Source organism: Neobacillus sp. KR4-4, assembly GCF_042136325.1.
In the GTDB taxonomy this organism is placed as follows: domain Bacteria; phylum Bacillota; class Bacilli; order Bacillales; family Cytobacillaceae; genus Neobacillus.
Genome location: NZ_JBHHJU010000011.1, coordinates 82,106 through 105,576, shown reverse-complemented (window position 1 = coordinate 105,576; position 23,471 = coordinate 82,106). Strand labels below are relative to the sequence as shown.

At 38.1% G+C, this 23,471-nt stretch carries 25 protein-coding genes and 1 pseudogene; 8 read left to right on the top strand and 18 right to left on the bottom strand.

What is annotated here, in order from left to right; all coding sequences use genetic code 11:
• Positions 1–114: 114 nt before the first annotated feature.
• Positions 115–1,017, top strand: coding sequence for a glutamate biosynthesis transcriptional regulator GltC (gene gltC, locus ACE198_RS13380; RefSeq protein WP_251458675.1), 903 nt, complete (start codon positions 115–117; stop codon positions 1,015–1,017).
• 171 nt (positions 1,018–1,188) lie between these two features.
• Here gltC and purD read toward each other — a convergent pair whose 3' ends face one another.
• From purD to purK, 8 genes are all read right to left on the bottom strand, one after another.
• Positions 1,189–2,451, bottom strand: a complete 1,263-nt coding sequence (gene purD / locus ACE198_RS13375; protein ID WP_375375877.1) for a phosphoribosylamine--glycine ligase — start codon at positions 2,449–2,451, stop codon at positions 1,189–1,191.
• Positions 2,452–2,505: 54 nt separating this feature from the next.
• Positions 2,506–3,084: a phosphoribosylglycinamide formyltransferase gene (purN, locus tag ACE198_RS13370; protein ID WP_375375876.1), complete on the bottom strand. Its 579-nt coding sequence runs from the start codon at positions 3,082–3,084 to the stop codon at positions 2,506–2,508.
• A gap of 2 nt (positions 3,085–3,086) precedes the next feature.
• The gene (gene purM, locus ACE198_RS13365; protein WP_375375875.1) at positions 3,087–4,121 is read right to left on the bottom strand and encodes a phosphoribosylformylglycinamidine cyclo-ligase; all 1,035 of its coding nucleotides are present in this window, start codon (positions 4,119–4,121) and stop codon (positions 3,087–3,089) included.
• 14 nt (positions 4,122–4,135) lie between these two features.
• Positions 4,136–6,424 (bottom strand): phosphoribosylformylglycinamidine synthase subunit PurL, encoded by a 2,289-nt coding sequence (gene purL / locus ACE198_RS13360; protein WP_251458666.1) that lies wholly within the window; start codon positions 6,422–6,424, stop codon positions 4,136–4,138.
• Positions 6,411–7,094, bottom strand: coding sequence for a phosphoribosylformylglycinamidine synthase subunit PurQ (gene purQ / locus ACE198_RS13355; protein ID WP_251458663.1), 684 nt, complete (start codon positions 7,092–7,094; stop codon positions 6,411–6,413). Before purQ ends, purL begins: the two co-directional genes overlap by 14 nt.
• Positions 7,095–7,106: 12 nt before the next feature.
• Entirely contained in the window at positions 7,107–7,361 is a 255-nt protein-coding gene (gene purS, locus ACE198_RS13350) for a phosphoribosylformylglycinamidine synthase subunit PurS (RefSeq protein ID WP_251458660.1), read from the bottom strand.
• Positions 7,354–8,073, bottom strand: coding sequence for a phosphoribosylaminoimidazolesuccinocarboxamide synthase (purC, locus tag ACE198_RS13345; RefSeq protein WP_375375874.1), 720 nt, complete (start codon positions 8,071–8,073; stop codon positions 7,354–7,356). Before purC ends, purS begins: the two co-directional genes overlap by 8 nt.
• A gap of 64 nt (positions 8,074–8,137) precedes the next feature.
• Complete coding sequence (gene purK, locus ACE198_RS13340; RefSeq protein ID WP_375375873.1) at positions 8,138–9,283, bottom strand: 5-(carboxyamino)imidazole ribonucleotide synthase; 1,146 nt, start codon at positions 9,281–9,283, stop codon at positions 8,138–8,140.
• Between the two features lie 176 nt (positions 9,284–9,459).
• On the opposite strand from purK, the gene purF reads away from it, so the two are divergent.
• Entirely contained in the window at positions 9,460–10,839 is a 1,380-nt protein-coding gene (gene purF / locus ACE198_RS13335; protein ID WP_375375872.1) for an amidophosphoribosyltransferase, read from the top strand.
• Between the two features lie 137 nt (positions 10,840–10,976).
• Here the strand turns inward: purF and ACE198_RS13330 are convergent, their stop codons facing one another.
• Positions 10,977–11,114: a hypothetical protein gene (locus ACE198_RS13330; protein ID WP_180229983.1), complete on the bottom strand. Its 138-nt coding sequence runs from the start codon at positions 11,112–11,114 to the stop codon at positions 10,977–10,979.
• Between the two features lie 302 nt (positions 11,115–11,416).
• On the opposite strand from ACE198_RS13330, the gene ACE198_RS13325 reads away from it, so the two are divergent.
• Together ACE198_RS13325 and ACE198_RS13320 are read left to right on the top strand one after the other, a co-directional pair.
• The gene (locus tag ACE198_RS13325; protein WP_375375871.1) at positions 11,417–12,112 is read left to right on the top strand and encodes an AIM24 family protein; all 696 of its coding nucleotides are present in this window, start codon (positions 11,417–11,419) and stop codon (positions 12,110–12,112) included.
• Between the two features lie 191 nt (positions 12,113–12,303).
• Positions 12,304–13,446: an SLC13 family permease gene (locus ACE198_RS13320; RefSeq protein ID WP_375375870.1), complete on the top strand. Its 1,143-nt coding sequence runs from the start codon at positions 12,304–12,306 to the stop codon at positions 13,444–13,446.
• A gap of 115 nt (positions 13,447–13,561) precedes the next feature.
• Here the strand turns inward: ACE198_RS13320 and ACE198_RS13315 are convergent, their stop codons facing one another.
• From ACE198_RS13315 to ACE198_RS13280, 8 genes are all read right to left on the bottom strand, one after another.
• Positions 13,562–13,735 (bottom strand): hypothetical protein, encoded by a 174-nt coding sequence (locus ACE198_RS13315; RefSeq protein ID WP_375375869.1) that lies wholly within the window; start codon positions 13,733–13,735, stop codon positions 13,562–13,564.
• A 145-nt stretch (positions 13,736–13,880) separates the two neighbouring features.
• The gene (locus tag ACE198_RS13310) at positions 13,881–14,501 is read right to left on the bottom strand and encodes a TetR/AcrR family transcriptional regulator (protein WP_375375868.1); all 621 of its coding nucleotides are present in this window, start codon (positions 14,499–14,501) and stop codon (positions 13,881–13,883) included.
• A gap of 254 nt (positions 14,502–14,755) precedes the next feature.
• Positions 14,756–15,115: a protoglobin domain-containing protein gene (locus tag ACE198_RS13305; protein WP_375375867.1), complete on the bottom strand. Its 360-nt coding sequence runs from the start codon at positions 15,113–15,115 to the stop codon at positions 14,756–14,758.
• Positions 15,116–15,265: 150 nt separating this feature from the next.
• The gene (locus ACE198_RS13300; RefSeq protein WP_375375866.1) at positions 15,266–15,919 is read right to left on the bottom strand and encodes a vWA domain-containing protein; all 654 of its coding nucleotides are present in this window, start codon (positions 15,917–15,919) and stop codon (positions 15,266–15,268) included.
• Between the two features lie 78 nt (positions 15,920–15,997).
• A complete protein-coding gene (locus ACE198_RS13295) occupies positions 15,998–16,999 on the bottom strand; it encodes a macro domain-containing protein (protein ID WP_375375865.1) in 1,002 nt (333 codons plus the stop codon).
• Between the two features lie 183 nt (positions 17,000–17,182).
• On the bottom strand, positions 17,183–17,911 hold the full coding sequence (locus ACE198_RS13290) for an amino acid ABC transporter ATP-binding protein (protein ID WP_375375864.1): 729 nt from the start codon (positions 17,909–17,911) through the stop codon (positions 17,183–17,185).
• Positions 17,908–18,552, bottom strand: coding sequence for an amino acid ABC transporter permease (locus tag ACE198_RS13285; RefSeq protein WP_251458601.1), 645 nt, complete (start codon positions 18,550–18,552; stop codon positions 17,908–17,910). The genes ACE198_RS13290 and ACE198_RS13285 overlap by 4 nt, the downstream gene beginning before the upstream one ends.
• Positions 18,553–18,612: 60 nt before the next feature.
• A complete protein-coding gene (locus ACE198_RS13280; RefSeq protein ID WP_375375863.1) occupies positions 18,613–19,383 on the bottom strand; it encodes a transporter substrate-binding domain-containing protein in 771 nt (256 codons plus the stop codon).
• Between the two features lie 404 nt (positions 19,384–19,787).
• On the opposite strand from ACE198_RS13280, the gene ACE198_RS13275 reads away from it, so the two are divergent.
• From ACE198_RS13275 to ACE198_RS13260, 4 genes are all read left to right on the top strand, one after another.
• Positions 19,788–19,916: a YjcZ family sporulation protein gene (locus ACE198_RS13275; RefSeq protein ID WP_375375923.1), complete on the top strand. Its 129-nt coding sequence runs from the start codon at positions 19,788–19,790 to the stop codon at positions 19,914–19,916.
• A 229-nt stretch (positions 19,917–20,145) separates the two neighbouring features.
• Positions 20,146–20,532 carry a hypothetical protein gene (locus ACE198_RS13270; protein WP_283874003.1) on the top strand — a complete coding sequence of 129 codons (387 nt, stop codon included), beginning with the start codon at positions 20,146–20,148 and terminating at the stop codon, positions 20,530–20,532.
• Positions 20,533–20,785: 253 nt separating this feature from the next.
• Positions 20,786–21,115, top strand: coding sequence for a DoxX family protein (locus tag ACE198_RS13265; protein ID WP_375375862.1), 330 nt, complete (start codon positions 20,786–20,788; stop codon positions 21,113–21,115).
• A 144-nt stretch (positions 21,116–21,259) separates the two neighbouring features.
• Positions 21,260–22,024: a DUF3891 family protein gene (locus ACE198_RS13260; RefSeq protein WP_375375861.1), complete on the top strand. Its 765-nt coding sequence runs from the start codon at positions 21,260–21,262 to the stop codon at positions 22,022–22,024.
• 572 nt (positions 22,025–22,596) lie between these two features.
• Here ACE198_RS13260 and ACE198_RS13255 read toward each other — a convergent pair.
• Positions 22,597–23,409, bottom strand: a pseudogene (locus ACE198_RS13255) (IS3 family transposase); the annotation flags it as partial.
• Between the last annotated feature and the right edge of the window lie 62 nt (positions 23,410–23,471).

The window sequence follows — 23,471 nt, the reverse complement described above, 5'->3', positions numbered from 1 at the left end:
TTCTTAATTTTCCGATAAATCAGTATGATAGTAATTTTATGTTTTTATATACATATAAACAATATATAATTAAGATTAAATCAATCTCATTTTTATATGAATGGAGGGTTTAAGATGGAACTACGTCAATTACGTTATTTTATGGAGGTTGCTGAGCGCGAACATGTAACCGAGGCGGCAGATAATCTCAATGTCGCACAGTCGGCCGTAAGTTTTCAGATTGCTAAATTAGAAGATGAGCTCGGTGTTCGTTTATTTGAACGAATCGGAAGGAATATTAAGTTAACGCAGATTGGAATAATTTTTTTAAGCCATATTAAAAAAGCGGTCAAATTGATTGATGAGGCAAAAGAAAAGGTAGATGAGTATTTAGATCCTCAATCCGGCACCATTAAAATTGGTTATCCAACAAGTCTTGCAAGCTATTGGCTTCCAACGGTTATCTCCGCCTTTCGAACAAAACAACCAAACGTTGTTTTCCATTTGAAGCAAGGCTCTTATCAATATTTAATTGAAGCCGTTAAGAATGGTGAAATTGATCTAGCGTTTATTGGGCCAGTACCAACGAAGGATCCTGATATTGAAGCAAAGATACTATTTACAGAAAACATCTCTGCGTTGCTTCCTTCCAACCATGCACTTGCCAATCGAAAAAGGTTGGAACTAAACGAGTTACGAAACGATTCATTTGTTTCATTCCCGCAGGGATATATTCTTCAAAAAATTGCCATAGAGGCGTGCAAAGAAGCTGGATTCGCACCAAATATCACCTCAGAGGGAGAGGATTTGGATGCATTAAAGGGACTGGTATCAGCAGGCATTGGTGTATGCCTCTTACCAGAAAGCACCGTCTATGAATCCATGCCGCGATACACGGTAAAAATACCAATTGACTCCCCTCAAGTAAAAAGAACCGTCGGCCTCATCACACCAAAATCTAGGGACCTAGCACCATCCGAAAACCTCTTCTACCAATTTGCAATCGATTTCTTCCGTGTATTAGAGCAGTTTCAATAGGTGTCAGGCACCAATAAAAGACACTTTAGTCCATTTGTCCATATGGCGTGGACATTAAAGATACAGATGTGAAAGAATTTTATTTAAAGACAAAAAAGCCTGTTTATAAGCAGGCTTTCCTATATTGGCTCATCTTCCTTGATGAACCTCTTTAAAAACAGATATTAATAGTCAACGAAATGCCTTAGATCCTATATCTGTTCGGTAATGAGCACCTATAAAAGATACCTTTTCTACGGATTGGTAGGCCAAATCTCTCGCTTCCTGCAAATGGTCGCCAATGGCAGTGATCCCCAGGACTCGGCCGCCATTTGTTAGAATTTCTCCATCCTTTGAGGTAGTGCCAGCATGGAAGGCTATAGTCGGATAAGTTATATGTTCCAATCCTTTGATCACTTGACCTTTTTCGTATGCTCCCGGATAGCCAGCAGAAGAAATAATCACGCAAACCGCAGACTGGTCTTTCCATTTCACTTCTACATTCTCTAATTCTCCGGTGAGACTTGCCAGTAAAATATCAAGTAAATCTGTTTCAAGCAATGGAAGAACTACCTGTGTTTCCGGATCGCCAAAGCGTGCATTATATTCAATGACTTTTGGACCTGATTTTGTCAGCATTAAACCAGTATAGAGGATTCCCTCAAATGGGGAACCTTCCTCTACCATAGCTTTTGCCGTTGGTTGGACTATTTCATGAATAATCCGCTCTACCATTGATGAATCAATATGTGGTAATGGCGCATACGTTCCCATTCCACCAGTGTTAGGTCCCTTGTCGCCATCATTTACCGGCTTATGGTCCTGTGCCGGAACCATCGCTTTTACAGTAGTCCGATTCACAAAAGCGAGCAGGGTCAATTCTTCTCCTTCTAAAAATTCCTCAACAACCACCCTCGCTCCCGCCGAGCCAAAGGATACTTCTTTCATCATACTTTGAAGTGCTTCTTCCGCTTCTTCCAGTGTTTTTGCCACAACGACACCTTTTCCTGCAGCTAAGCCATCTGCTTTTATTACGATTGGTGCCCCTTCGCCGCGGACAAAAGCGAGTGCATCCTCATAGTTAGTAAAAGAAGCATATTTAGCAGTAGGAATCTGATACTTCATCATTAAATCTTTAGCGAACGCCTTACTTCCCTCAATTAATGCCGCTTCCTTTGAAGGTCCATATACCGCTAAACCCTGTTCTTTAAAATAATTAACAATACCCAATGAGAGCGGCTCTTCTGGTCCTACAAATGTAAGATCAATTTGTTCTTTTTGTGCAAAATCCGCTAATTTCTGAATGTCTGAAACAGCAATGGAAACACATTCCGCTAACTCTCCAATCCCAGGGTTGCCCGGCGCACAATAAATTTGCGTAACTTTAGGACTTTGTGACAGTTTCCAAACTATCGCATGCTCACGGCCGCCTCCCCCTATCACTAACACCTTCATTTCGTCTTACCTCCTAGTGTTTAAAATGGCTTATGCCTGTTATCAAGGTCCCTATCATTTTACAGCCTCCTTATTCGCCAGTCTTTGGATCACTTCTGGTAATAATTTGTGCTCCTGCTCCTGAATTTTTTTTATCAATGTTTCCCTGGTTTCTTTCGGATCAATTGTTACGGCACGCTGGTCGATAATCGGTCCTGTATCCATTCCTTCGTCCACAAAATGGACCGTGACTCCGGTTACCTTTACACCATAATCGAGTGCTTGTCCAATGGCATCCTTCCCTGCGAAAGCTGGTAATAAAGACGGGTGGACATTGATAATTTTCTGATCGAATGCATGAAGTAAAACATGACCTAACAGTCTCATATATCCAGCCAGCACGATAAAATCCACCTCCAGTTGAGTTACCTTTTCAAGGATCTCTTCTTCATAGGCTTGTTTATTCGGATAATCTTTTGCTGTAAAAGTAAAAACCGGGATTGATTCATTAATAGCGGTGCGGACTGCAAGAGCGTCAGGACGGTCACTGACCAGTAAAACCACTTCAACGTTATTGATTTTTTTTGATTTTATGGATTCTATAATCGCAGCAAAATTAGAACCCGTACCAGAAGCAAAAACGGCAATCTTCATACTTACTCCTTCTTGAATACGACGTCTTCGTTTCCTTTTTGCACTGTACCGATTACAAACGCATTTTCACCCAACGTTTCCAAGTGATCCAATACGCCCCGAGAGTCCGCAGTATCGACCACTAAAATCATCCCTATTCCCATATTAAAAGTTCGGAACATATCATAATCAGAAATTTTACCTTTTTCTTGGATAAAGGTAAAAATCTCCGGAACCTTCCATGATCCATCCCTAATTTCAGCCTGTAAACCTTTGGGTAAAATTCGTGGAATGTTATCATAAAAACCCCCGCCTGTTACATGCACCATTCCAGTGACATTAAATTTCCGTATCGTTGAAAGGACCGATTTCACATAAATTTTGGTGGGTTCAAGCAACACTTTTCCCAATTCAGTCCCCAATTCCTCTACATAATCACCTAATGAGAGCTTAGCATCCTCCAATAGAACCTTGCGGACAAGTGAAAACCCATTACTATGTACTCCGCTTGAAGCTAACCCAATAAGCGCCTGGCCTTCTTTTACTTTTGATCCATCAATGACATGTTTTTGATCCACCATACCAACCGTAAAGCCTGCAATATCATATTCCTCATCCTGGTACATTCCCGGCATCTCGGCAGTTTCCCCGCCAATTAGTGAACATCCCGCCTGTACACAGCCATCTGCAATTCCTTTAACGATGGCTTCAATTTTTTCCGGGATAATCTTACCGCAGGCTAAATAATCTAGAAAAAAAAGTGGCTCGGCCCCTTGGACAATGACGTCATTCACACACATGGCAACGGCATCGATGCCAATGGTATCATGCTTGTTCATGGCAAAAGCAATTTTCAATTTGGTCCCTACTCCATCCGTACCAGAAACAAAAACAGGCTCTTCTATATTCGACAAATTTGGTTTAAAAAGGGCCCCAAATCCTCCTAATCCCGTTAAAACCTCTGGCCTGAATGTTTTTTTTACATGTTTTTTCATTCGTTCAACGGCTTCATTTCCCGCATCAATATTGACCCCAGCATGGCGGTAAGCATCACTCATTCCTTTTCTCTCCTTTACGGTAAATTTGCAGAGATTTCCTGCATATTAAGCTTTTTTAATAATCCCGAACTCATAATGGTAGGTATAGCATTCCGCCAGGCTTCTGCCAATTTAGTAATCGGCATAGAAATAACGGTATTACCATTATGTGAAATTGAAAGTTCCTGGCCTTTCACATGACCGATTTCTTTTAGTGGCACCTCCTGCTGTTTTGCCATTTTCTTAATCTTCTCTGCATTTTCCGGAGAAACGGAAAGAATGATTCGAGATTGAGATTCACTAAAAAGGCTAAAATCTGTTCGCAGGTCTTCGGTTATTTGAATTTCGGCACCTATCTTCCCACTTATACAACTTTCTGCTAAAGCAACTGCTAAACCGCCTTCCGCTGTATCATGAGCTGACTGCACCAATCCTTCTTGAATCATTTTTAGGGTAAAAGCTTGTATCTTCTTCTCCAAATCAAGGTTTAACTGCGGCGGGCGCCCTTCAATCTTACCAGTCATTATTTTTTGGTATTCCGACCCGCCTATTTCTGCTTTGGTTTCCCCAATTAAAAAAATTAAATCTCCGTCTTTTTTAAATTCTTGAGTTGTAATATGTTCAATGTCCCTAATTAGCCCTACCATGCCAATGGTTGGTGTTGGAAAAATAGCTTCTCCTTTTGTCTCATTATATAAGCTGACATTCCCACCAATAACAGGAGTATTGAGTTGACGGCATGCTTCACTAATTCCATCCGCTGCCTTTTCAAACTGCCAGAAGATTTCCGGCTTTTCCGGACTTCCAAAGTTCAAGTTATCAGTAATCGCTAAAGGCTCAGCACCCGAACAAACCACATTGCGGGCCGCTTCTGCTACTGCTATTGCTCCTCCAACAAACGGATCAAGATAAACATACCTTCCGTTGCAATCCGTTGTCATCGCCAGGGCTTTCCGTGTTCCACGAATAGCCACGACAGCCGCATCCGATCCAGGTATGACAGCGGTATTTGTTCTTACCATATAGTCATACTGTTGATATACCCACTCTTTGCTGGCAATCGTAGGCGATGCTAGAAGCTTCTGCAGAACAGAATTATAATCCGTTGGCTCTTCGATGGATGCAGTTATGTCTATGGATGAATATTGTTCGTAATACGGCGCCTCTTTCGATGGCTTACAATACACTGGCGCATCTTCTGCAAGCTTGTCCGCGGGGATTTCCGCCACGATTTCTCCCTTGTGAAGTAAACGGAGTTGGTTATCATCAGTCACTTTACCGATTACAGAAGAGTGGAGTCCCCATTTATCAAAAATCTTTTTTACTTCTCCTTCTTTTCCTTTTTTCGCCACAACCAGCATTCTTTCTTGTGACTCGGAGAGCATCATTTCGTAGGCACTCATTCCTTTTTCTCGCTGTGGAACAAGATCAAGATCCAATTCAACTCCATTTCCCGCTTTACTGGCCATCTCAGAACTGGAGCTGGTTAACCCTGCCGCACCCATATCTTGTATCCCAACCACATGACCAGAGGCGATCAATTCAAGAGTAGCCTCAAGCAGTAATTTTTCCATAAAAGGATCGCCCACTTGGACGGCTGGACGTTTCGCTTCCGAATTTTCACTCAATTCTTCTGAAGCGAAGGTAGCTCCGTGAATTCCATCCCTGCCGGTAGCCGCTCCAACATAAATGACGGGATTACCAATTCCTTTTGCGACGCCTTTTTGAATTTCATCATGGTTGATTAAACCAACACACATGGCATTTACAAGGGGATTCCCTTCATAGGAAGCATCAAAGTAGATTTCCCCGCCAACCGTTGGAATGCCCATACAGTTACCATATCCGGCAATACCCGCGACCACATTTTCAAAGATATATTTCGTTTTTGGATTATTAAGTTCGCCAAAACGCAGCGAATTCAATAAAGCGATCGGACGGGCACCCATGGAAAACACGTCACGAATAATCCCGCCAACTCCTGTTGCAGCACCTTGATAAGGCTCAATGGCGGAAGGATGATTGTGGCTTTCAATTTTAAACACCACTGCTTGATTATCACCTATATCAACAATACCTGCTCCTTCTCCAGGGCCTTGTAAGACGTGCGGGCCGGATATCGGAAAACGTTTGAGAACTACCTTCGAATTTTTATAGCTGCAATGTTCGGACCACATGACACTAAATATGCCAGTTTCCGTATAATTGGGTTTCCGCCCAAGGATTTCAATTACTTTATCAAATTCTTCATCGGTTAATCCCATTTCCCGATAGACCTTCTGCTGGACAATTTGCTCAGGAGTTGGTTCTTTATGCTGTACCATATTGTTTCCTCCAGTAACTTAAAATAGATGAAAACATACGTTTTCCGTCATCTGTTCCCAGCCATTTATGAACCGCACGTTCCGGGTGGGGCATTAATCCTAAAACATTTCCTCTCTCATTGATGACCCCTGCAATCTCAGAAATCGACCCATTTGGATTCGTCCCTTTATACCTGAATACGATTTGATTGTTCTTTTCTAATTCATCCAATGTCTCTTGATCACAATAATAATTACCATCACCATGGGCAATCGGAATACGTATCGTTTCGCCTTCTTGATAGTCTAATGTGAACGGGGTTTGGTTGTTTTCTACTACTAAATCAATGAAGTCACAATGAAATTTTAACCGTTGATTTCTTCGTAAAGCACCTGGCAAAAGATTAGCTTCAGTTAGAATTTGAAACCCATTACAGACACCAAGAATCAATTTCCCTTCTTCAGCAGCTATTTTCACCTGCTCCATAACAGGAGACAAGCTCGCAACAGCCCCTGGACGCAAATAATCCCCATAGGAGAAGCCCCCTGGAACAAGAATTGCATCATATTTTGATAGGTCCGTTTCAAGATGCCATACATATTCGACAGACTGTTCAATCGTATCTAACACTGCTTTATACATGTCTACATCACAATTTGAACCAGGAAAAACCAGTACAGCAAAGTTCATCCTATTCCCCTCCTATCCTTCCTGCTTGGTAAGATCAAACCGAAAGTCTTCAATTACGGTATTGGCTAACAGTTTCTCACACATATCCTTTACTCGTTCTTCTGCCGCCTTTTGATCATCGCTTTTAATTTCAAGCTCCATGTATTTCCCTATTCGTACATCCCCAACTTCATCATATCCAAGAGAATGCAACGACTCATGAACGGCATTCCCTTGTGGATCTAATACACTTTCTCTTAAGGTTACATATACTGTTGCTTTAAACATTGACATTACCCCCAATTCTCCGTTGTATTTCTTGATAGGCTTCCTCAACGTTTCCTAAATCCCGCCTAAACCGGTCTTTATCTAACTTTTCCTTTGAATGGGTATCCCAAAAGCGGCACGTATCCGGTGAGATTTCATCCGCTAAGATAATAGTGCCAGCTGGGGTTTTTCCAAACTCTAATTTAAAATCAACTAAGATAATATCTTTGTTTAAAAGAAACTCTTTTAAAATCTCATTGATTTTTAGGGCTTGTTTTCGAAGTTCAACCATTTCTATCTCTGATGCGAGTCCAAGAATGGCAATATGATCATTGTTAATCAAAGGGTCTCCCAATTCATCATTCTTATAGTAAAATTCCACAATGGCTCCCGGCAGTTCCTTCCCTTCCTCCCATCCCAGTCTTTTTGCAAGGGAGCCCGCCGCAATATTTCGAACGACAACCTCAATCGGGATAATCTCTACTTGCTGAACAATCTGCTCTGTTAATGAAATCTTTTTAATAAAATGATTTTCCACGCCTTGTTCTTTTAACAAACTTAAGAAAATGGCACTTATTTCATTATTTAAAGTTCCTTTTCCTGCAATTTGTCCTTTTTTCTCGCCATTGAAGGCAGTGGCATCATCTTTATATTCAATCCAATACTTTCCTGGTTCTGATGTTTTGTATACTTTTTTTGCTTTTCCTTCGTAAAGCTGTTCTAATTTTTCCATTATTTTTTCACTCTTTTCACTCGTTGGTTATGTTTTTAGCAGAACGACTCTAATCCACGTTCCCTTATGACCAAATTCCAAGATCCTTAATTTGCTTGTCTATTTGCTCGAGATTTGAACCTAAAAAATTAATGTGACCCATTTTCCTATTTTCGTCGCTTTCCTTTTTGCCGTATAAATGTAGTTTGGCTGTTGGTGGTAACTGCTCAATTTTATCTAGCACTTTATTTACATGCTGACCTAAAATATTAACCATGATAATCGGGCTTAAAAGAGTAGTATCTCCTAAAGGCAGTCCGCATATTGCCCGAATATGCTGCTCAAATTGAGAAGTAATACATGCATCCATGGAATAATGCCCGGAATTATGAGGTCTTGGTGCTAACTCATTTACGATAATTTCACCATCATTCGTAAGGAACATTTCGATCGCAATTAATCCAACTACTTGTAAGGAGTCTGCTATTTTTAATGCTTCCGTTTCCGCTTGAATTCTTTGCTCATCGCTAATTCTTGCAGGAACGAGGGACTGATGCAGGATATTATTAATATGGATATTTTCAGCTGCCGGGAAAGTCTTAGTTTGACCTTGGATATTTCGCGCAACAATCACGGATAATTCCTTACAGAACGGGATAAATTGCTCGATGATCATGTCCATCCCTGCATTTTTCCAAGCCTCGATCGCAATGGGAATGTCCTCCCTGCTTTTTATAACCCATTGCCCTTTCCCATCGTAACCCCCTGTAGCTGTTTTCATTATGTAAGGGAATCCCATAGGATCTATTGCCGTTTCAAAGTCATTTTCCGAACTTATGACAAAGAAAGGTGCTACTTTCACATCAAAGGACTTTAAGGTAGATTTTTCCAGGATACGATTTTGGGTTATTTTGAGCAGTTCGCTTCCTTGAGGTACAAAGGATGTAGTTTCTAAAATAGATGTTATAGTAGAATCTACATTTTCAAATTCATAAGTAATCACATCTGAGGAATCGGCAAGTTCTTTAACTGCTTTGAGCTCAGTATAGGGAGCTGTGATTTGAAGATCTGCCACTTGTCCACATGGTGAGTTAGGTGTCGGATCCAACGTAATGAAGCGATATCCCATATTTTTGCCAGCAATTGAAATCATTCTTCCTAGCTGGCCACCCCCTAAGATACCAATCGTTGAGCAGGGTTTAATGACTGTCAAAGCTTTTTCCTCCTTCATCCTTTTTTAAACTTTTCATAATGTTAGGTTTTCCTGAAATGCACTCAAATACTTTTTTAATCGAAAAAACTTCTTTTATTTACAAAGCTAATACAATTTCAACAAGACAATCAAAAGGATAAAAATTCTGCTTTCGCCAAAAATAATGAAATGAAATTAACGGGAGGAATACACATATGGATTCAGAAATGAAGGAGAAATGCGGTGTATTTGGAGTGTTTAATCACCCTCAAGCAGCCCATTTAACATATTATGGACTTCATGCACTTCAACACCGCGGGCAGGAGAGTGCAGGAATTGTAGCTAGTGATGGAAAATCATTCAGGCATCACAGGGGAATGGGATTAGTTACCCAAGTATTTTCGCGTGAGATCCTTGATGGACTAAGTGGGAATATGGCCATCGGTCATGTACGATATTCTACTTCTGGTGCAAGTTTACTACAAAACGCACAACCTCTTGTATTTAAGTACAGTGCGGGCAATTTGGCCGTTGCCCATAACGGGAATTTAGTAAATGCCAATGTTGAGCGGAAGGTTCTCCAGCAACAGGGTGCCATTTTTCAGACAACCACTGATACTGAGATTATCGCTCATTTAATAGCGCGTTCCAGTAAACAATATTTTGATGAGGCAGGACCGGATGTTCTTAAGCGGATTGACGGTTCCTTTGCATTGCTGATCATGACAGATAAACAAATGCTGATTGCCCTAGATCGTCATGGCTTACGTCCCCTTAGCCTCGGAAAAATTGGTGAATCCATTGTCGTGTCTTCAGAAACTTGTGGACTTAATGCGGTTGATGCTAAGTTCTGGAGAGATGTTGAACCGGGAGAATGGCTTCTTGTTGACGAGACGGGAATTAAAACAGGTAGATTTGCTGCAAAAGGTGACGTTTCTCTTTGCTCCTTTGAATTTGTTTACTTTGCTCGTCCAGATAGTGTGATTCATGGAAGAAGTGTTTTATCCATTCGAAAAGAATTAGGCCAAATTTTAGCAAAAGAACATCCTACACCTGCTGATGTTGTTGTTGCTGTTCCAGAATCAAGTGTCCCTGCAGCCATGGGTTTTGCCCAACAATCAGGAATTCCATATGAAATGGGAATCATCAAAAATCCTTATGCCGGTCGTTCATTTATTGAACCAACCCAAGAATTACGCGATTTGGCCGTTCGTTTAAAATTAAGTGCTGTTCGTGAAATTCTCGAAGATAAACGGGTCGTGCTTGTTGATGATTCGATTGTACGTGGAACGACAAGCAAGCGAATTGTTCAATTGATTCGTCAAGCAGGTGCAAAAGAGGTCCATGTACGAATTAGTTCCCCAATGGTAAAAAATCCTTGTTTTTATGGAGTGGATATGCCAACCAAAGAAGAACTTTTTGCTAACAAACATGAGCATGAACGTGCAATGGGAAGTGTGATTGGAGCAGACTCATTAGCCTTTTTAAGCACCGAGGGATTATTAGAGGCTGTCGATGTAGATCTGGCAGATACTAGCCGCCGTTGTATCGCTTGTTTTAGTGGTGCATATCCAACTGATTTGTATCTTAAGTGATCATCTTCATTAAACAAGGACTAAGATAAAGAAAAACCTTCAAAATTTATGAAGGTTTTTACTTTTTATTGCGAATAGTTGATTCCGACTTATAAAAAAGAAATAGTATCCTATTTCTCCTGAAGATATCCACCTAACTAATTATTATCATTTTCGTATGCGATAACCACTACTTTTTTATGTGCTTGCTCACTTAGCTTTTCCTCTAGTGATTGAATTTCATTTATTAAATTGGGTGATAGTGAAGCTGCAACATACTGATTTTCATTTTCCATTATCATTACTCCTTTACGACATTTGTCATAGATATCTTTAATAACTTAAATATAAGGTTTTCCTGTATCAGGAGAAAGAGATGGAACACGACGCTTGAAATATTAGCACTTTCTCACTGAATATAAATATTATTTAGTTGTCTACAATGTTTTTATTCATTTTAGTTTGTGTTTTTCCATATTTTGAAATTCCAGGCGCGCTCATGGAAGATCAAAAGGATAAAATTTCATTTTCTTCAATATATATATGAAACATAATAGAATAGAACTCGTCGTTATAGAGAGGGAAGGATGTGGGAGCAGTGGACAGATACTCAATTGAAGAATTTATCAAACAATCGGAGCAGGTTGATAAGGGACAGGGTCTTTTTGAATTAGAGACTCCTCGGATGTTGGAAGTAAATCTAGATGGTCAAGTTTGGGCCAAAGCGGGATCGATGGTTTCTTACCAAGGGGAAATTAAATTTGTCCGCGAAGGAATGCTAGAACACGGACTAGGAACCGCGTTCAAAAAGGCGCTCACCGGAGAAGGTGCTTCGTTAATGAAGGCCAATGGAAAGGGGAAATTATATCTAGCCGATAGCGGTAAGAAAATTATTATTCTAAATTTGCAAAACGAATCTATTTACATTAATGGGAATGATTTACTTGCATTTGAACCAAGAATTAAATGGGAAATAAAATTAATGAAGAAAATTGCAGGGATGATGGCAGGAGGCTTATTTAATGTTCGATGTGAAGGAAGTGGATTGATCGCTTTTACTGCCCATTATGAACCACTCACCTTAAGGGTATCACCTGGAAATCCTGTGATTACCGATCCAAACGCAACGGTTGCGTGGTCTGGCAATCTTCAACCTAAATTTCAAACCGATATTAGTTTGAAAACATTCTTTGGCAGAGGAAGCGGAGAGTCTATTCAAATGAAGTTCGAAGGTGAAGGCTTTGTCGTAATTCAGCCCTTCGAAGAGGTTTATATGAAAGCAAAGCAAAGTTAATAGGTTTAAATAATCATACTAAAAACTAGATAGTGCCTGACACCATTCATTTGAAGGTGTCAGGCACTTCTTTGTTGTTCCCACTAAACAGGTATTTAAAGATATATTCCTTTGGTATTTTCTTATTTCCAACTATGAATGGGCATGGTAGAATCATATAGTTGTATTCTATTAACTACCGGTGGTGCCCTGTGAAAGAATCTGTATTAATTCAAGAAAACAAAAGACTCAAGTTGAAATTTGCTTTTCTAAAAAAAGACATTGTTTTTACAGTTTCTCTTGTATTAGCTGCGACAAGCTGTTTAATTTATCCTCCAAAACTGGAGTATATCAATTTTCAAGTGTTAGTTATTTTATTTAGCTTGATGCTAACCATTAAGGCGTTAGAAGAATTAAGATTCCTAGACAAATTCGCAATTGCTGTTATTAATAAATGTAATAACAGCCGCTCTGTTTCAGCAATTCTGATATTGTTATGTTTTTTTAGCTCAATGTTTGTCACAAACGATGTGGCGCTGCTTACATTTGTACCCTTGACACTTGTGGTCAGTAGGAAAACCCAGATGCCCATGATGGAGACGATAATTTTTCAAACCATTGCAGCAAACATTGGTAGTAGTTTAACTCCAATGGGTAATCCGCAAAATCTGTTCATCTATTCGCATTATGGAATCCGGCCAGTTCCATTTTTTTCGACGGTTCTATTCATGGCTGTCCTTGGAATTAGTTCTCTTTTATTCCTTATAAAAAGAATGCAATATAGAGAATTAAAAGTTGTTCTAAATCCAGTGCCAATAGACGATTGGAAAAAGCTAGCAGTCTGGGGATTGGTTCTAGCAATTATCGTTGCTTCAATTTTTGGAGTGGTCAGTTACCAAGTCGCCTTCGTGCTAACTTTGATAACCGTGATCATATTAAATGTAAAATTATTGATAAAGATTGATTATCTACTTTTGTTAACGTTTATCTGCTTTTTTATCTTTATTGGAAATATATCCAATTCAAATACATTACAAGCATTTGCCAATACAAGTTTAAAAGATACTACGTCCGTCTATTTTAGTTCAATTTTTTTAAGCCAGTTTATCAGTAATGTTCCAGCCTCCATTCTATTGGCAGAATTCACAACTGATTGGAAACCTTTATTATTAGGAGTGAATATTGGCGGACTCGGGACAATTGTTGCCTCATTGGCCAGTGTAATTTCTTACAAACTATTTATACAGGCAAATCCAACCGAAAGCAAAAGGTATTTAATCAAATTCAGTTTCTATAATTTTACTATTTTAACGTTTTTAACTTTAATTCAGTTCGTTATCCTTAAACTTTTATAAAATTTTTAAAAAATAGACACCATCCATTGAATTGGATGGTGTCTATGCTTAATTTTTTGAAGCAACAGGAGCTTTTTCACCATTTATTCAGTTGTATCTTGCGATAACCTATTCTTTAATTCGATAATCCTAAAAAATTCTCCAATCTCTTCCTTAAAGATTTTTTGCCATACATGCTTTCATCTTGCTGTTTTGGAGTGTTATTAACATACATCCATGCAGACTTGGCGTTTTTTTCCACTTCCTGTTGTTTAATTCCCATCATAGTTTGGTAATCATACATTCTCATATTTATTTCATCCTCTCACACAAAAAATATAAAAAACGACCGTTCGGTTTATTTAATGGTTCAATGATTCTTTATTTGTTCCTGAAATTATCAACAATTCATACGTGCAAAAAAACAAGCCGATTAGAGGGGCTTGCCTTATTGCTCAGATATTTCTTTTTACCCTTAGGATATACATTTTTTTTATTTCTTTTAATACCTCATGGTAGGGATAATCTTCGTATACTATTGTCTGTGAGACCACTCCATCAACCATCGACCAAAAAAGATCAGCAAATATTTCGGGATTCACATCTTGTTTTATTTCACTAGACTTTTGCCCGTCTCTAAGAATATCAGTGACCTGTGAAATAAAATATGTTTGCCTGCGATTGCGTAAACGTTCCTTTAATTCTTTGTTCCTTGAAGAGTGAAGCTTGAACTCTAAGTGAACTGAAAAACGTGCTTTATTTTCTTCGATAAAAGGATTTAGGTCTAAGTATATTTCGAACAAGTAGTTTAATTTTTCTATAGCTGATGTCTTTTTAGATATTTCCTGATTCAGTTCATCGTAAGTTTGACTCGTTTCTGTACTCATTAATTCAAGATAAATTTCATCTTTACTTTGAAAGTAATTATAAATCGCACCTTTGCTGATACCGGAATGTTCCACGATATCATTAATCGTAGCAACTTCGAAACCTTTCTTCGCAAAGCAAACAAACGCACTTGATAAGATTTCTTTTTTCTTTTTCTCTTTATAATCATCAGAGACTATTGGGGGCATTTTATCTCCGCCTTTATAATTAATAATTATTTATTTATAATATGTGAAACATTCAAAAACGACCGTCCGGTTTATTTAAATTTTAGCTTATATCCACCTGAAAAATCAACCAAAATTTTCCTGAGAATCTCATACAAGACAAATATAATGGTGTCAGGTACCAAAGACTATTTTCTATCCACACAGCTAAAAAAAGCCCTTGTTAAATTAACAAGGACTTAAACATACATTTATTACATTGAATAAATCGGGACTCACTTAATAATCTTATTCAACAAAAAATCGACTTTTTCAGTCAGTTGTTTTTTTACACTATCATCCATGTCCATTTCATCCATCGTCTCTTTCAATTTACCAAACCAGATTGCTGCTCTATCTGGAGCGATTTGAAATGGGTGTCGTTCTTTCACTTGTGAGACTTGCTTCCCTTGTTCCTGATCAGATTCCCCCGCAACTAGTCGGTTGATAAATACTCTTTGCCGCTCCTTCAATAATTCGATATCCGTGTTTCTTTCATTAAACATGTTAATGTAGTAGGAATCTTTTAGCAGCTTATCATAAAAACGGTCAACTAACTCATTCACTTTATCCTGTTCCAATACAATTGTCATCATTTATTCCCTCTTTTTCTTATGTAAAGTAATTTCTCCTATCATTATAGTGTAAATTAAAATCAAAAATTGTGATTTACATCACGGAAAGTGATTATGGAAGAAAAAAAGACACCTCTGTCATCACAGAAGGTGTCTAAACTTTAAAGTAAATTAAACATTCCTCGAACGACGATTATAATCCCTTTCAATGTCTTTTTTCCAGCTTCGATCAATCTTTTTGCCACTGCGAAGGTTAACCACAGCTTCATTTACCGCTTCATAATTTAATTGCGTTCCTTCACCGTCCGCGTGGTATTCAACAGCGAAGTCCTCATCGATACCAAATCGCGCAGCTGTTGAAATGGCATCGATATTGGCACCCAAGAATAAGAACTCCCACCCAAATTTCTCTTTTTGGAGCTGAACCATTTTTTTGATTTTGTCCGCTGTGAATTCACGACTGGCATTTTCCATCCCATCCGTGGTAATCACGAAGAGTACTTTTTCGGCACGTTCATCCTCTCTGGTTCTCTTTTGTACATTCACAATTTTTTGTATCGATAAACCAATCGCATCCAATAACGCAGTGGTGCCGCCGACTTCATAATCTTTTTCAGTAATAGGAGAAATGCCCCTTACATTGATTCGGTCGTGTAATAAATCGTAATCGTGATCAAACAACACAGTTGTTACAATAGCTTCGCCCTCTGCCTTTTGCTGTTTCTTCAGCATCGCATTATATCCGCCGATGGTATCCGCTTCAAGACCTGCCATGGAGCCGCTTTTATCCAAAATAAATACTAATTCTGTTAGATTTCTTTTCATGATTATCATCCTCCGCTTTGTGATAAACAAAGGATAACAAATATTCAAAACCAAATGGTCGCTTTAAAAGCGACATTTTTATGCGCCAAGTAATGGCTGGTCAAAAGCAAATAAGGCCTCATTGATTTCATGAATATTGTAATTTGCCTGTTGAATAAAGTACTCAATAATCACATCAAATTTATTGCTCCGTGACAAAGTATAACCAGCAGTGGCTAGAAGATCCATCGTTTCCTCCACGTTTAACTCTAAAGCAACAGCAAACGCAATCGTGGTTTTCTTTTTCGGAGTATAATCACTTTCATTCCGAATCTTGGAGAATAATCGCCGGTCAATATTCGCTCGTTTATATGTTTCCACATCTGTCATACCTTTTTCATCAATGAAACGAAGCAGCCGTTCGGAAAAAGATTCATCAAGTTCGTCCAATAGATTGACTAAGGAATACTCTGCTTCTTTATGTACATCCTGCTGATCAATCTCGATTTCTTGCTGGCTTTCCCATATATAAGGTTCTTGTCTAGTACGCGTAAACATGCTTTCTATTTCTTCCACATAATGCTCATCAATATATTGATGAATCGATGTAAATAGTTTCTTGCTTAAACCGAAAGAGCTCTTATCAAAAACAACTAGATAAACGAGCATGTCATGCTGTAATAAAAATGAACCAATCGTAGAAACCGCAATTTGTAATGCTTCCTCCTTGGGGTAACCATAAATGCCTGTCGATATCAACGGGAATGCGATGGATTCACACTGATGGTTCCTGGCCAACTCCAAGGAGTTATAGTAAGAATTCTTTAACCGTAAGGCTTCTTGATTGGAACCACCTTGCCAAATCGGTCCAGGAGTATGTATGATATATTTTGCTTCTAAGTTAAAGCCGTCCGTCAATACAGCTTCTCCAACCTTGCATTCCCCCATTTGATCGCAAGCTTTTTGCAACTCATAAACACCAGCTGCACGAAAGATAGCACCACAAACGCCCCCACCCATTTTCAATGATGTATTTGCAGCATTGACAATCGCATCCACCTTCATCTTAGTAATATCATGACGAACAATTTCTAATGGCAACCTTTTCCCCTCCCTAAACAATACTATATTGCATTTATCTCCCACAATTTGTATAACCCTAGTGAGATTATACCATTTTTTCAAGCCAGAACTTGCATCAAAAAAAGCCATCAAATACTAGATTGAAAACCACTAGTACTTGATGGCTCGTATTTTTCTACTGACTACCGGGTAAATGATTGTCTATAACACTTTACTTAAGAACGCCTTGGTACGTTCATGCTTTGGATTACTGAATAACTCATTTGGTTCATTTTCTTCCACAATATAGCCGCCGTCCATGAATATGACCCGGTCTCCTACTTCACGAGCAAAGCCCATTTCATGAGTAACAACCACCATGGTCATCCCTTCTTTAGCCAGCTGTTTCATTACTTCTAATACATCTCCGACCATTTCAGGGTCAAGTGCAGATGTCGGCTCGTCAAAAAGCATGATTTTAGGATTCATTGCAAGTGCCCTAGCGATAGCAACACGTTGTTTTTGCCCCCCGGATAGTTCACCCGGATAACTATTAGCTTTTTCTCTTAACCCTACTTTTTCGAGTAGTTCAAGTGCTAACTTATCCGCCGCAGATTTTTCGGTTGAGCGAATTTTAATTGGTCCCATCGTGATGTTTTCTAAAACGGTTTTATGAGGAAAGAGATTGAATTGCTGGAAAACCATTCCCACTTCTTGTCTAACCTTGTTGATATTAATCTTGTTGTCTGTGATATCTTGTCCGTTAATGACTACTTCCCCGCCTGATATTTCCTCAAGGCGATTTAAGCAGCGAAGGAACGTACTCTTTCCTGAACCCGATGGGCCAATCACACAAACTACTTCTTTTTCTTGTACCTCTGCATTAATATCCTTTAAAACCTCTACCTTACCAAACGATTTTTGCAAATTTTTAACCTTAATTATACTCATCGAACCTGAATCCTCCTTTCGATGAAATTAGCTAAGATAGTTAATAAATAAATAATGATAAAGTAAATAACACCTACAGCCAGCCAAATCTTAAATGCTTCGAAGGTTGCCGAAGCTTGAATTTGCCCTTGCTGTGTTAAGTCGGCGATCCCAATAACAGATAAAAGTGAAGTATCTTTTAAACTAATAATGGACTGGTTTGTAATAGTAGGAAGCATTCTTCTAAATGCTTGTGGGAGAACCACATATCGCATCGTTTGTGCCCCTGTAAAACCAATCGATCTTGCCGCTTCAGTTTGTCCTTTATCTATCGATTGAATTCCTGCTCTGATAATCTCAGCAAAGTATGCCCCTGCATTAATGGCAACAGTGACGATCCCAGCAGTCGTGCTGTTTAAGGAGATTATTTGTAAAGAATTCACGCCGAAATAGATAAAAAACAATTGTACAATAAATGGCGTACCTCGAATTGCATCCACATAAACTTTTGCAATCCAATTTAAGATCTTATTCGGTGCCAATCTCAATAAAGCGACCAGTAAACCAATGATAAAACCTAGAATAATAGCTATCACAAATATATATAATGTCACTTGAAGACCTTTGAATAACATCGGTAACGCCGCAGAAATAATATCCATCTTTTCATCCCCTTTCAAAAAGAAAGCGCGCATTAAGCGCGCTTATTGCTTATAGATTAATTATTCACCAAGATAAGTTTTGATAATTTTATCATAGGTTCCGTCTTTCTTTAATTCAGCAAGACCATCGTTGATTTTTTTCAAAAGATCTGAATTTTTTCCTTTTAGAACAGCAATTCCATATTGATCTCCGTTCAAGCGATCACCTACAATTTTTAAGCCAAGATCTTTTTGGGCAATTGCATAAGAAATTACAGGATAATCTTCAATAAGTGCATCCGCATTTCCGTTAGATACCTCTTGGAACATAGCAGGACTATCATTAAATTGAACAACTGAAATTCCTAATTTTGAAGCATTGTCTTGTGCATATTTTGCACCAGATGTACCTTTTTTAACTGCAACTTTTTTGCCTTTTAGGTCATTGATGGATTTAATAGTTGAATTATCTTTCTTCACAACTAATGTTAACCCTGCATCAAAATATGGTGATGAGAAATCAACTATTTTTTTTCTTTCTTCAGTAATACTCATACCTGCAATAGCCACATCTAGCTGATTAGCTTGCATTGCTGGAATGATTCCACCAAAATCCATTGGAGAAAGTTCAATTTTGAAGCCCTGATTTTTTGCAATAGCATTGATTAATTCAATATCGATACCCTTATATTCGTTTCCTTCTTTAAATTCAAATGGAGGATACGTCGTATCTACACCAACTTTATACACCTTACCTGCTTCCTCTTTCCCGCTTTTTGTGTCACTACTTCCACAAGCAGCGATAAAGATGGTAAGGATTAAAAACAAACTAAATAAACCAAACTTTTTCATTTTAATCTCCCCTTTTTTGTCAGATTATTCTCATATGCAGAATTGATAGAATTCACCTAGTTAATATAACACATATGATAAACATAAAAAAGATAAAATTATTGGAATATAGATTATTTTTTTATAAAATTAATATAATAAGATAATTTCAACAGCGGACCATATTAATAGAAAAACCGGGACATGAGAACATTTATTTCGATAACAATCAAACCAACTCAGGTTAGGTTATGGCAACACTTGCATAAAAAATTTTATTAATACGGGCTCCAATTTCATCTCAATGTATATGATATAGGGTAATCGCCTAGTTACTGTCCTTACCATCGAAAGGAAGTGTTTAAGTGTATACTAACGCAATCCCAACAATAAGTGGATGCTCTAATGCTATTCCCCAGCCTCAGATGTCTTATGGATATGCGACTCCTGTTCAAGGTTATTGTGTTAATGTTCGTGGGTGTGAAAATTTTATCATAATAATAGTGTTGTTTATTTTATTAATCATAATTGGTGCAATTGCTTTCTGCTTTTAAAAGGGAAGATCTAAAAAGCATAAAAATTCTAGCGAGTTAGATATAACAAAATCAGGGACATGGTACGAACCCATGTCTCTTAGCACTTCCACCAAAATCGACGAAGAATATAAGCGCATGTTTCCAACGATATGCCATAAAAAGATATACATAAAATGAATTTTAAATATAATTTGTCCACACCTTCCTTTTACTTCTTCATTTAATGTAGTAAGGGAGGTGAAATTATATGAGTATAGAAGACGTTATTTCAATTGGTGCAAATTGTATTGTACAAATCAGAAATCGCTTTTTTCTTTTAGTGGAAATTGAAGTGGAAGCAGGTAATGTTGCATTCGAGGAATTCGTGTTCATTCGTATATCACGACAAGAGGCTATGACATTGTTGAATGCAGGAGTCAAGCCTTGTGAAATTAAAACTCGCGTTCCAAGATCCAATGATGTAGAAGTAGAGTTTATTTGTATCTTGATTGTAGACGGAGAGGCATTTGCTGTGTTTGATGTAGAAAACGACACAGACGAAGCAGTTCTTGTCGAAATTCCATTAGCAGCTGCACGTAATTTAATCCGCAGAGGTGCAAGGGAATGTACTGTCATTGATAGATTGCGACATTAATTTTAAAAAATTTTATAGATTCCACAAGAGGGCTATTTAAATAAATGGTCCTTTTGTTTTTAAAACCCCTTTCATATATTATTTTCACAGGAAAAAGGGTTCTGTCCCCAGGTGCGTTAAAGCTTTAGTTCACTTGGGAGCTGCCCCCCGATTGACTTGAATGTTTTTTTTTTTGTAATGGTCTGTCCCTCAACTTGCATAGAGATATACAAAGGGGAGGATTTTTATTTTAAATACTCATAAATTTATTAGAATGACTGTTTCCTATGTTTTTATTACCTCAGCACTTATGAAATTAATGGGTACCGAAGTAACAAATCATTTTCTTGAATTAGGACTGCCCTATCCCCACATGATGTTAAAGCTTGTTATTTTAATTGAAATGGTTTGCGGAATTTTATTATTGGTTAATAAAGCTGTTATATATGCAGTGGTACCTTTAATTGGTATTATGATCGCAGCCATTCTATTAACAAAGGTTCCCCTTCTGCACACTGGCCTGCTGCCATTCGCTTTTGGTGCTCGTTTAGACATAGTAATGTTGGTTTTGCTAGTTTATCTATACAAGCAATATCCCCGCTGATTCCAGTGCCCGAGGAACAGATTTTACTGCACGATCATTTCCTAAAATACTAAGATCAATTGATTAAATTTGCCGGAAAAGTGGTAAATATAAAACAAGAGAAATACAAACTGGTGAAGTTTTGCAAAGAAAGGATGATCGAAAATGATTATTATGGATAGAGAACAAAGCTATTTTATGGTAACTCAGAATGATCACGCCAAAATTGCAGGGGAAATCGCCCGAAACTGTAAAGATGATTATTATTTTGATCTTACACGAACCCAAGAAGTGCAACTGGCAATCCAAGAACATGACAGAGGCTGGATAGACCTGGACAAGTCTCCTGTATGGAATGATAAAACGGAAAAGCCGTACTCTTTTATCGACTACCCAATCATGCTTAAAATATCTTTTTATAAAAAGGGGTTGAATGAAGTTGAAAAGATGAGCCAGTATGCTGGACTTTTATGCAGTTTACACTATTCATCATTCATTCAGGATGCAACAGAACCCACAGTCAGGGAATTTTGGAATGAAGAAAAGCAAAGACAGGAGCAACTATTAAAGGAATTGCAAATAGTGGGAGACGAGAAAAAGAATGAAACTTTAATGTACCATTTAGATCTATTAAAATTTTGCGATTATCTTTCCCTTTATATTTGTTTAAATGAACCTGGAAATAATAACAGGATACATCCCTTTTTCAGAAATGGATTTCCACAGTTATTTCCTTTTGTTACGGACAAACCCATTGTTGCTCATTGGAAAAACCAAGAAACGGTTTCGCTCTCCTTCTCCCCTCTAAAAAGTGAATTTGAAGTAAAACTGCCTTATCGGGCTGTAAAAAAAGACCAAATAGAGGAGCACGGCATCTTACAGGCATACAAGGACACCCCTGTTACTAGTAGGAAGATAGAGTTTAAATAGGAGAAAACCTAAAAAGGAGAATCTATTTTCCTCCCCCATCAACACATCCTGCCTGTTCGGCCCCCCCCATTTTTGACTACTACTATGAATTTTATATTACGAAAAAAAGCTATTGATACCCGTATCTAGGATCAGATGTTCCGCACCTATCGGTTGGGAGATCAGGTTAAGTAGCCCAGCTGATAAATAGACGGAAAAATTCCGCCTAATTCGTAATTTTTATTATAAAAGGCTTAATTAGACGGAGAGATTCCGCCTATTTACTCGAAAAACGTGAAAAGGGAAGATTTTTCTTTGCTTAATCGGAAAATCTCCGCTTATTTACCCCGAAACGAGCTCCATTTTACATTTAACCGGAAAATCTCCGCTTATTTCACTTTTGCTGATTACTCAAATCCAACAAAAAGGAAACTCCCTTCTATTATCAGAGGGGGTTGGTCTTCTGTCAAGAAAGTGGACAATAAAATTTGAGATTATTGCAACCAAAATCCCTACCGCACTTCGTTTGGTACGCTATTAGAAATGGGCAGTCGAAATACATGACTGTCCATTTCTAATACCAAATGTCCCCTTTATGAAACTAATTCGGATTCATTTACCAAGTGGTTTCTTTCAAATTGGTTCGGGGAGGAATTCCCTAATGTTGAATGTTTTCGTCTTTCATTATAAAAGCTGCTAATATAATAATTTACTGCCTTAATCGCCTCTACCCTTGTTTTAAATCGTCTTCTGTAAATTAAATCTTTTTTAATTGTGGCATGAAACGACTCAATACAAGCATTATCATAAGGATCACCTTTTTTACTCATACTGATGTTCATTTCTTTCTCTTTCAAAATATCAATATAGTCATGAGAACAATACTGAGACCCACGGTCTGAATGGTGAATTAATTCCTTGCCAGGCTGTCTTTGAATAATCGCCCTATTCAATGCTTGTACAGCTAACTCTTTCTTCATATGGTCTGCTAAACTCCAACCGACTATCTTTCTTGAAAATAAATCCATAACGGATGCCAAATAAACCCATCCCTCACTCGTCCAAATATATGTAATATCTGTAACCCAAGCTTGATTAGGTTCTTCCACATTAAATTGACGATTGAGTATATTAGGATAAATATTTAAATCATGATCCGAGTCTGTTGTGACCACAAACTTTTCTTTTTGTGTAGCTTTTAAGCCCATTTCCCTCATTATTCGAGCAACTGTTTTTTGCGAAATCGTATAACCCCAATCAATTAAATCGGCATGTACTCTGGGACTTCCGTAGGTTCCAAAACTCTCATGAAATGACTTGCTAATTTTCTGCTGAATTTCTAACCGATATTTTTCCTTTTCGGATGGGACACTTGATTTCTGATTCAACCATTTATAGTAGCCACTCGTTGATACCTTTTACACATGGCACATCTTCAATATAGCGTGTTCATTTGAGTGGGCTTCAA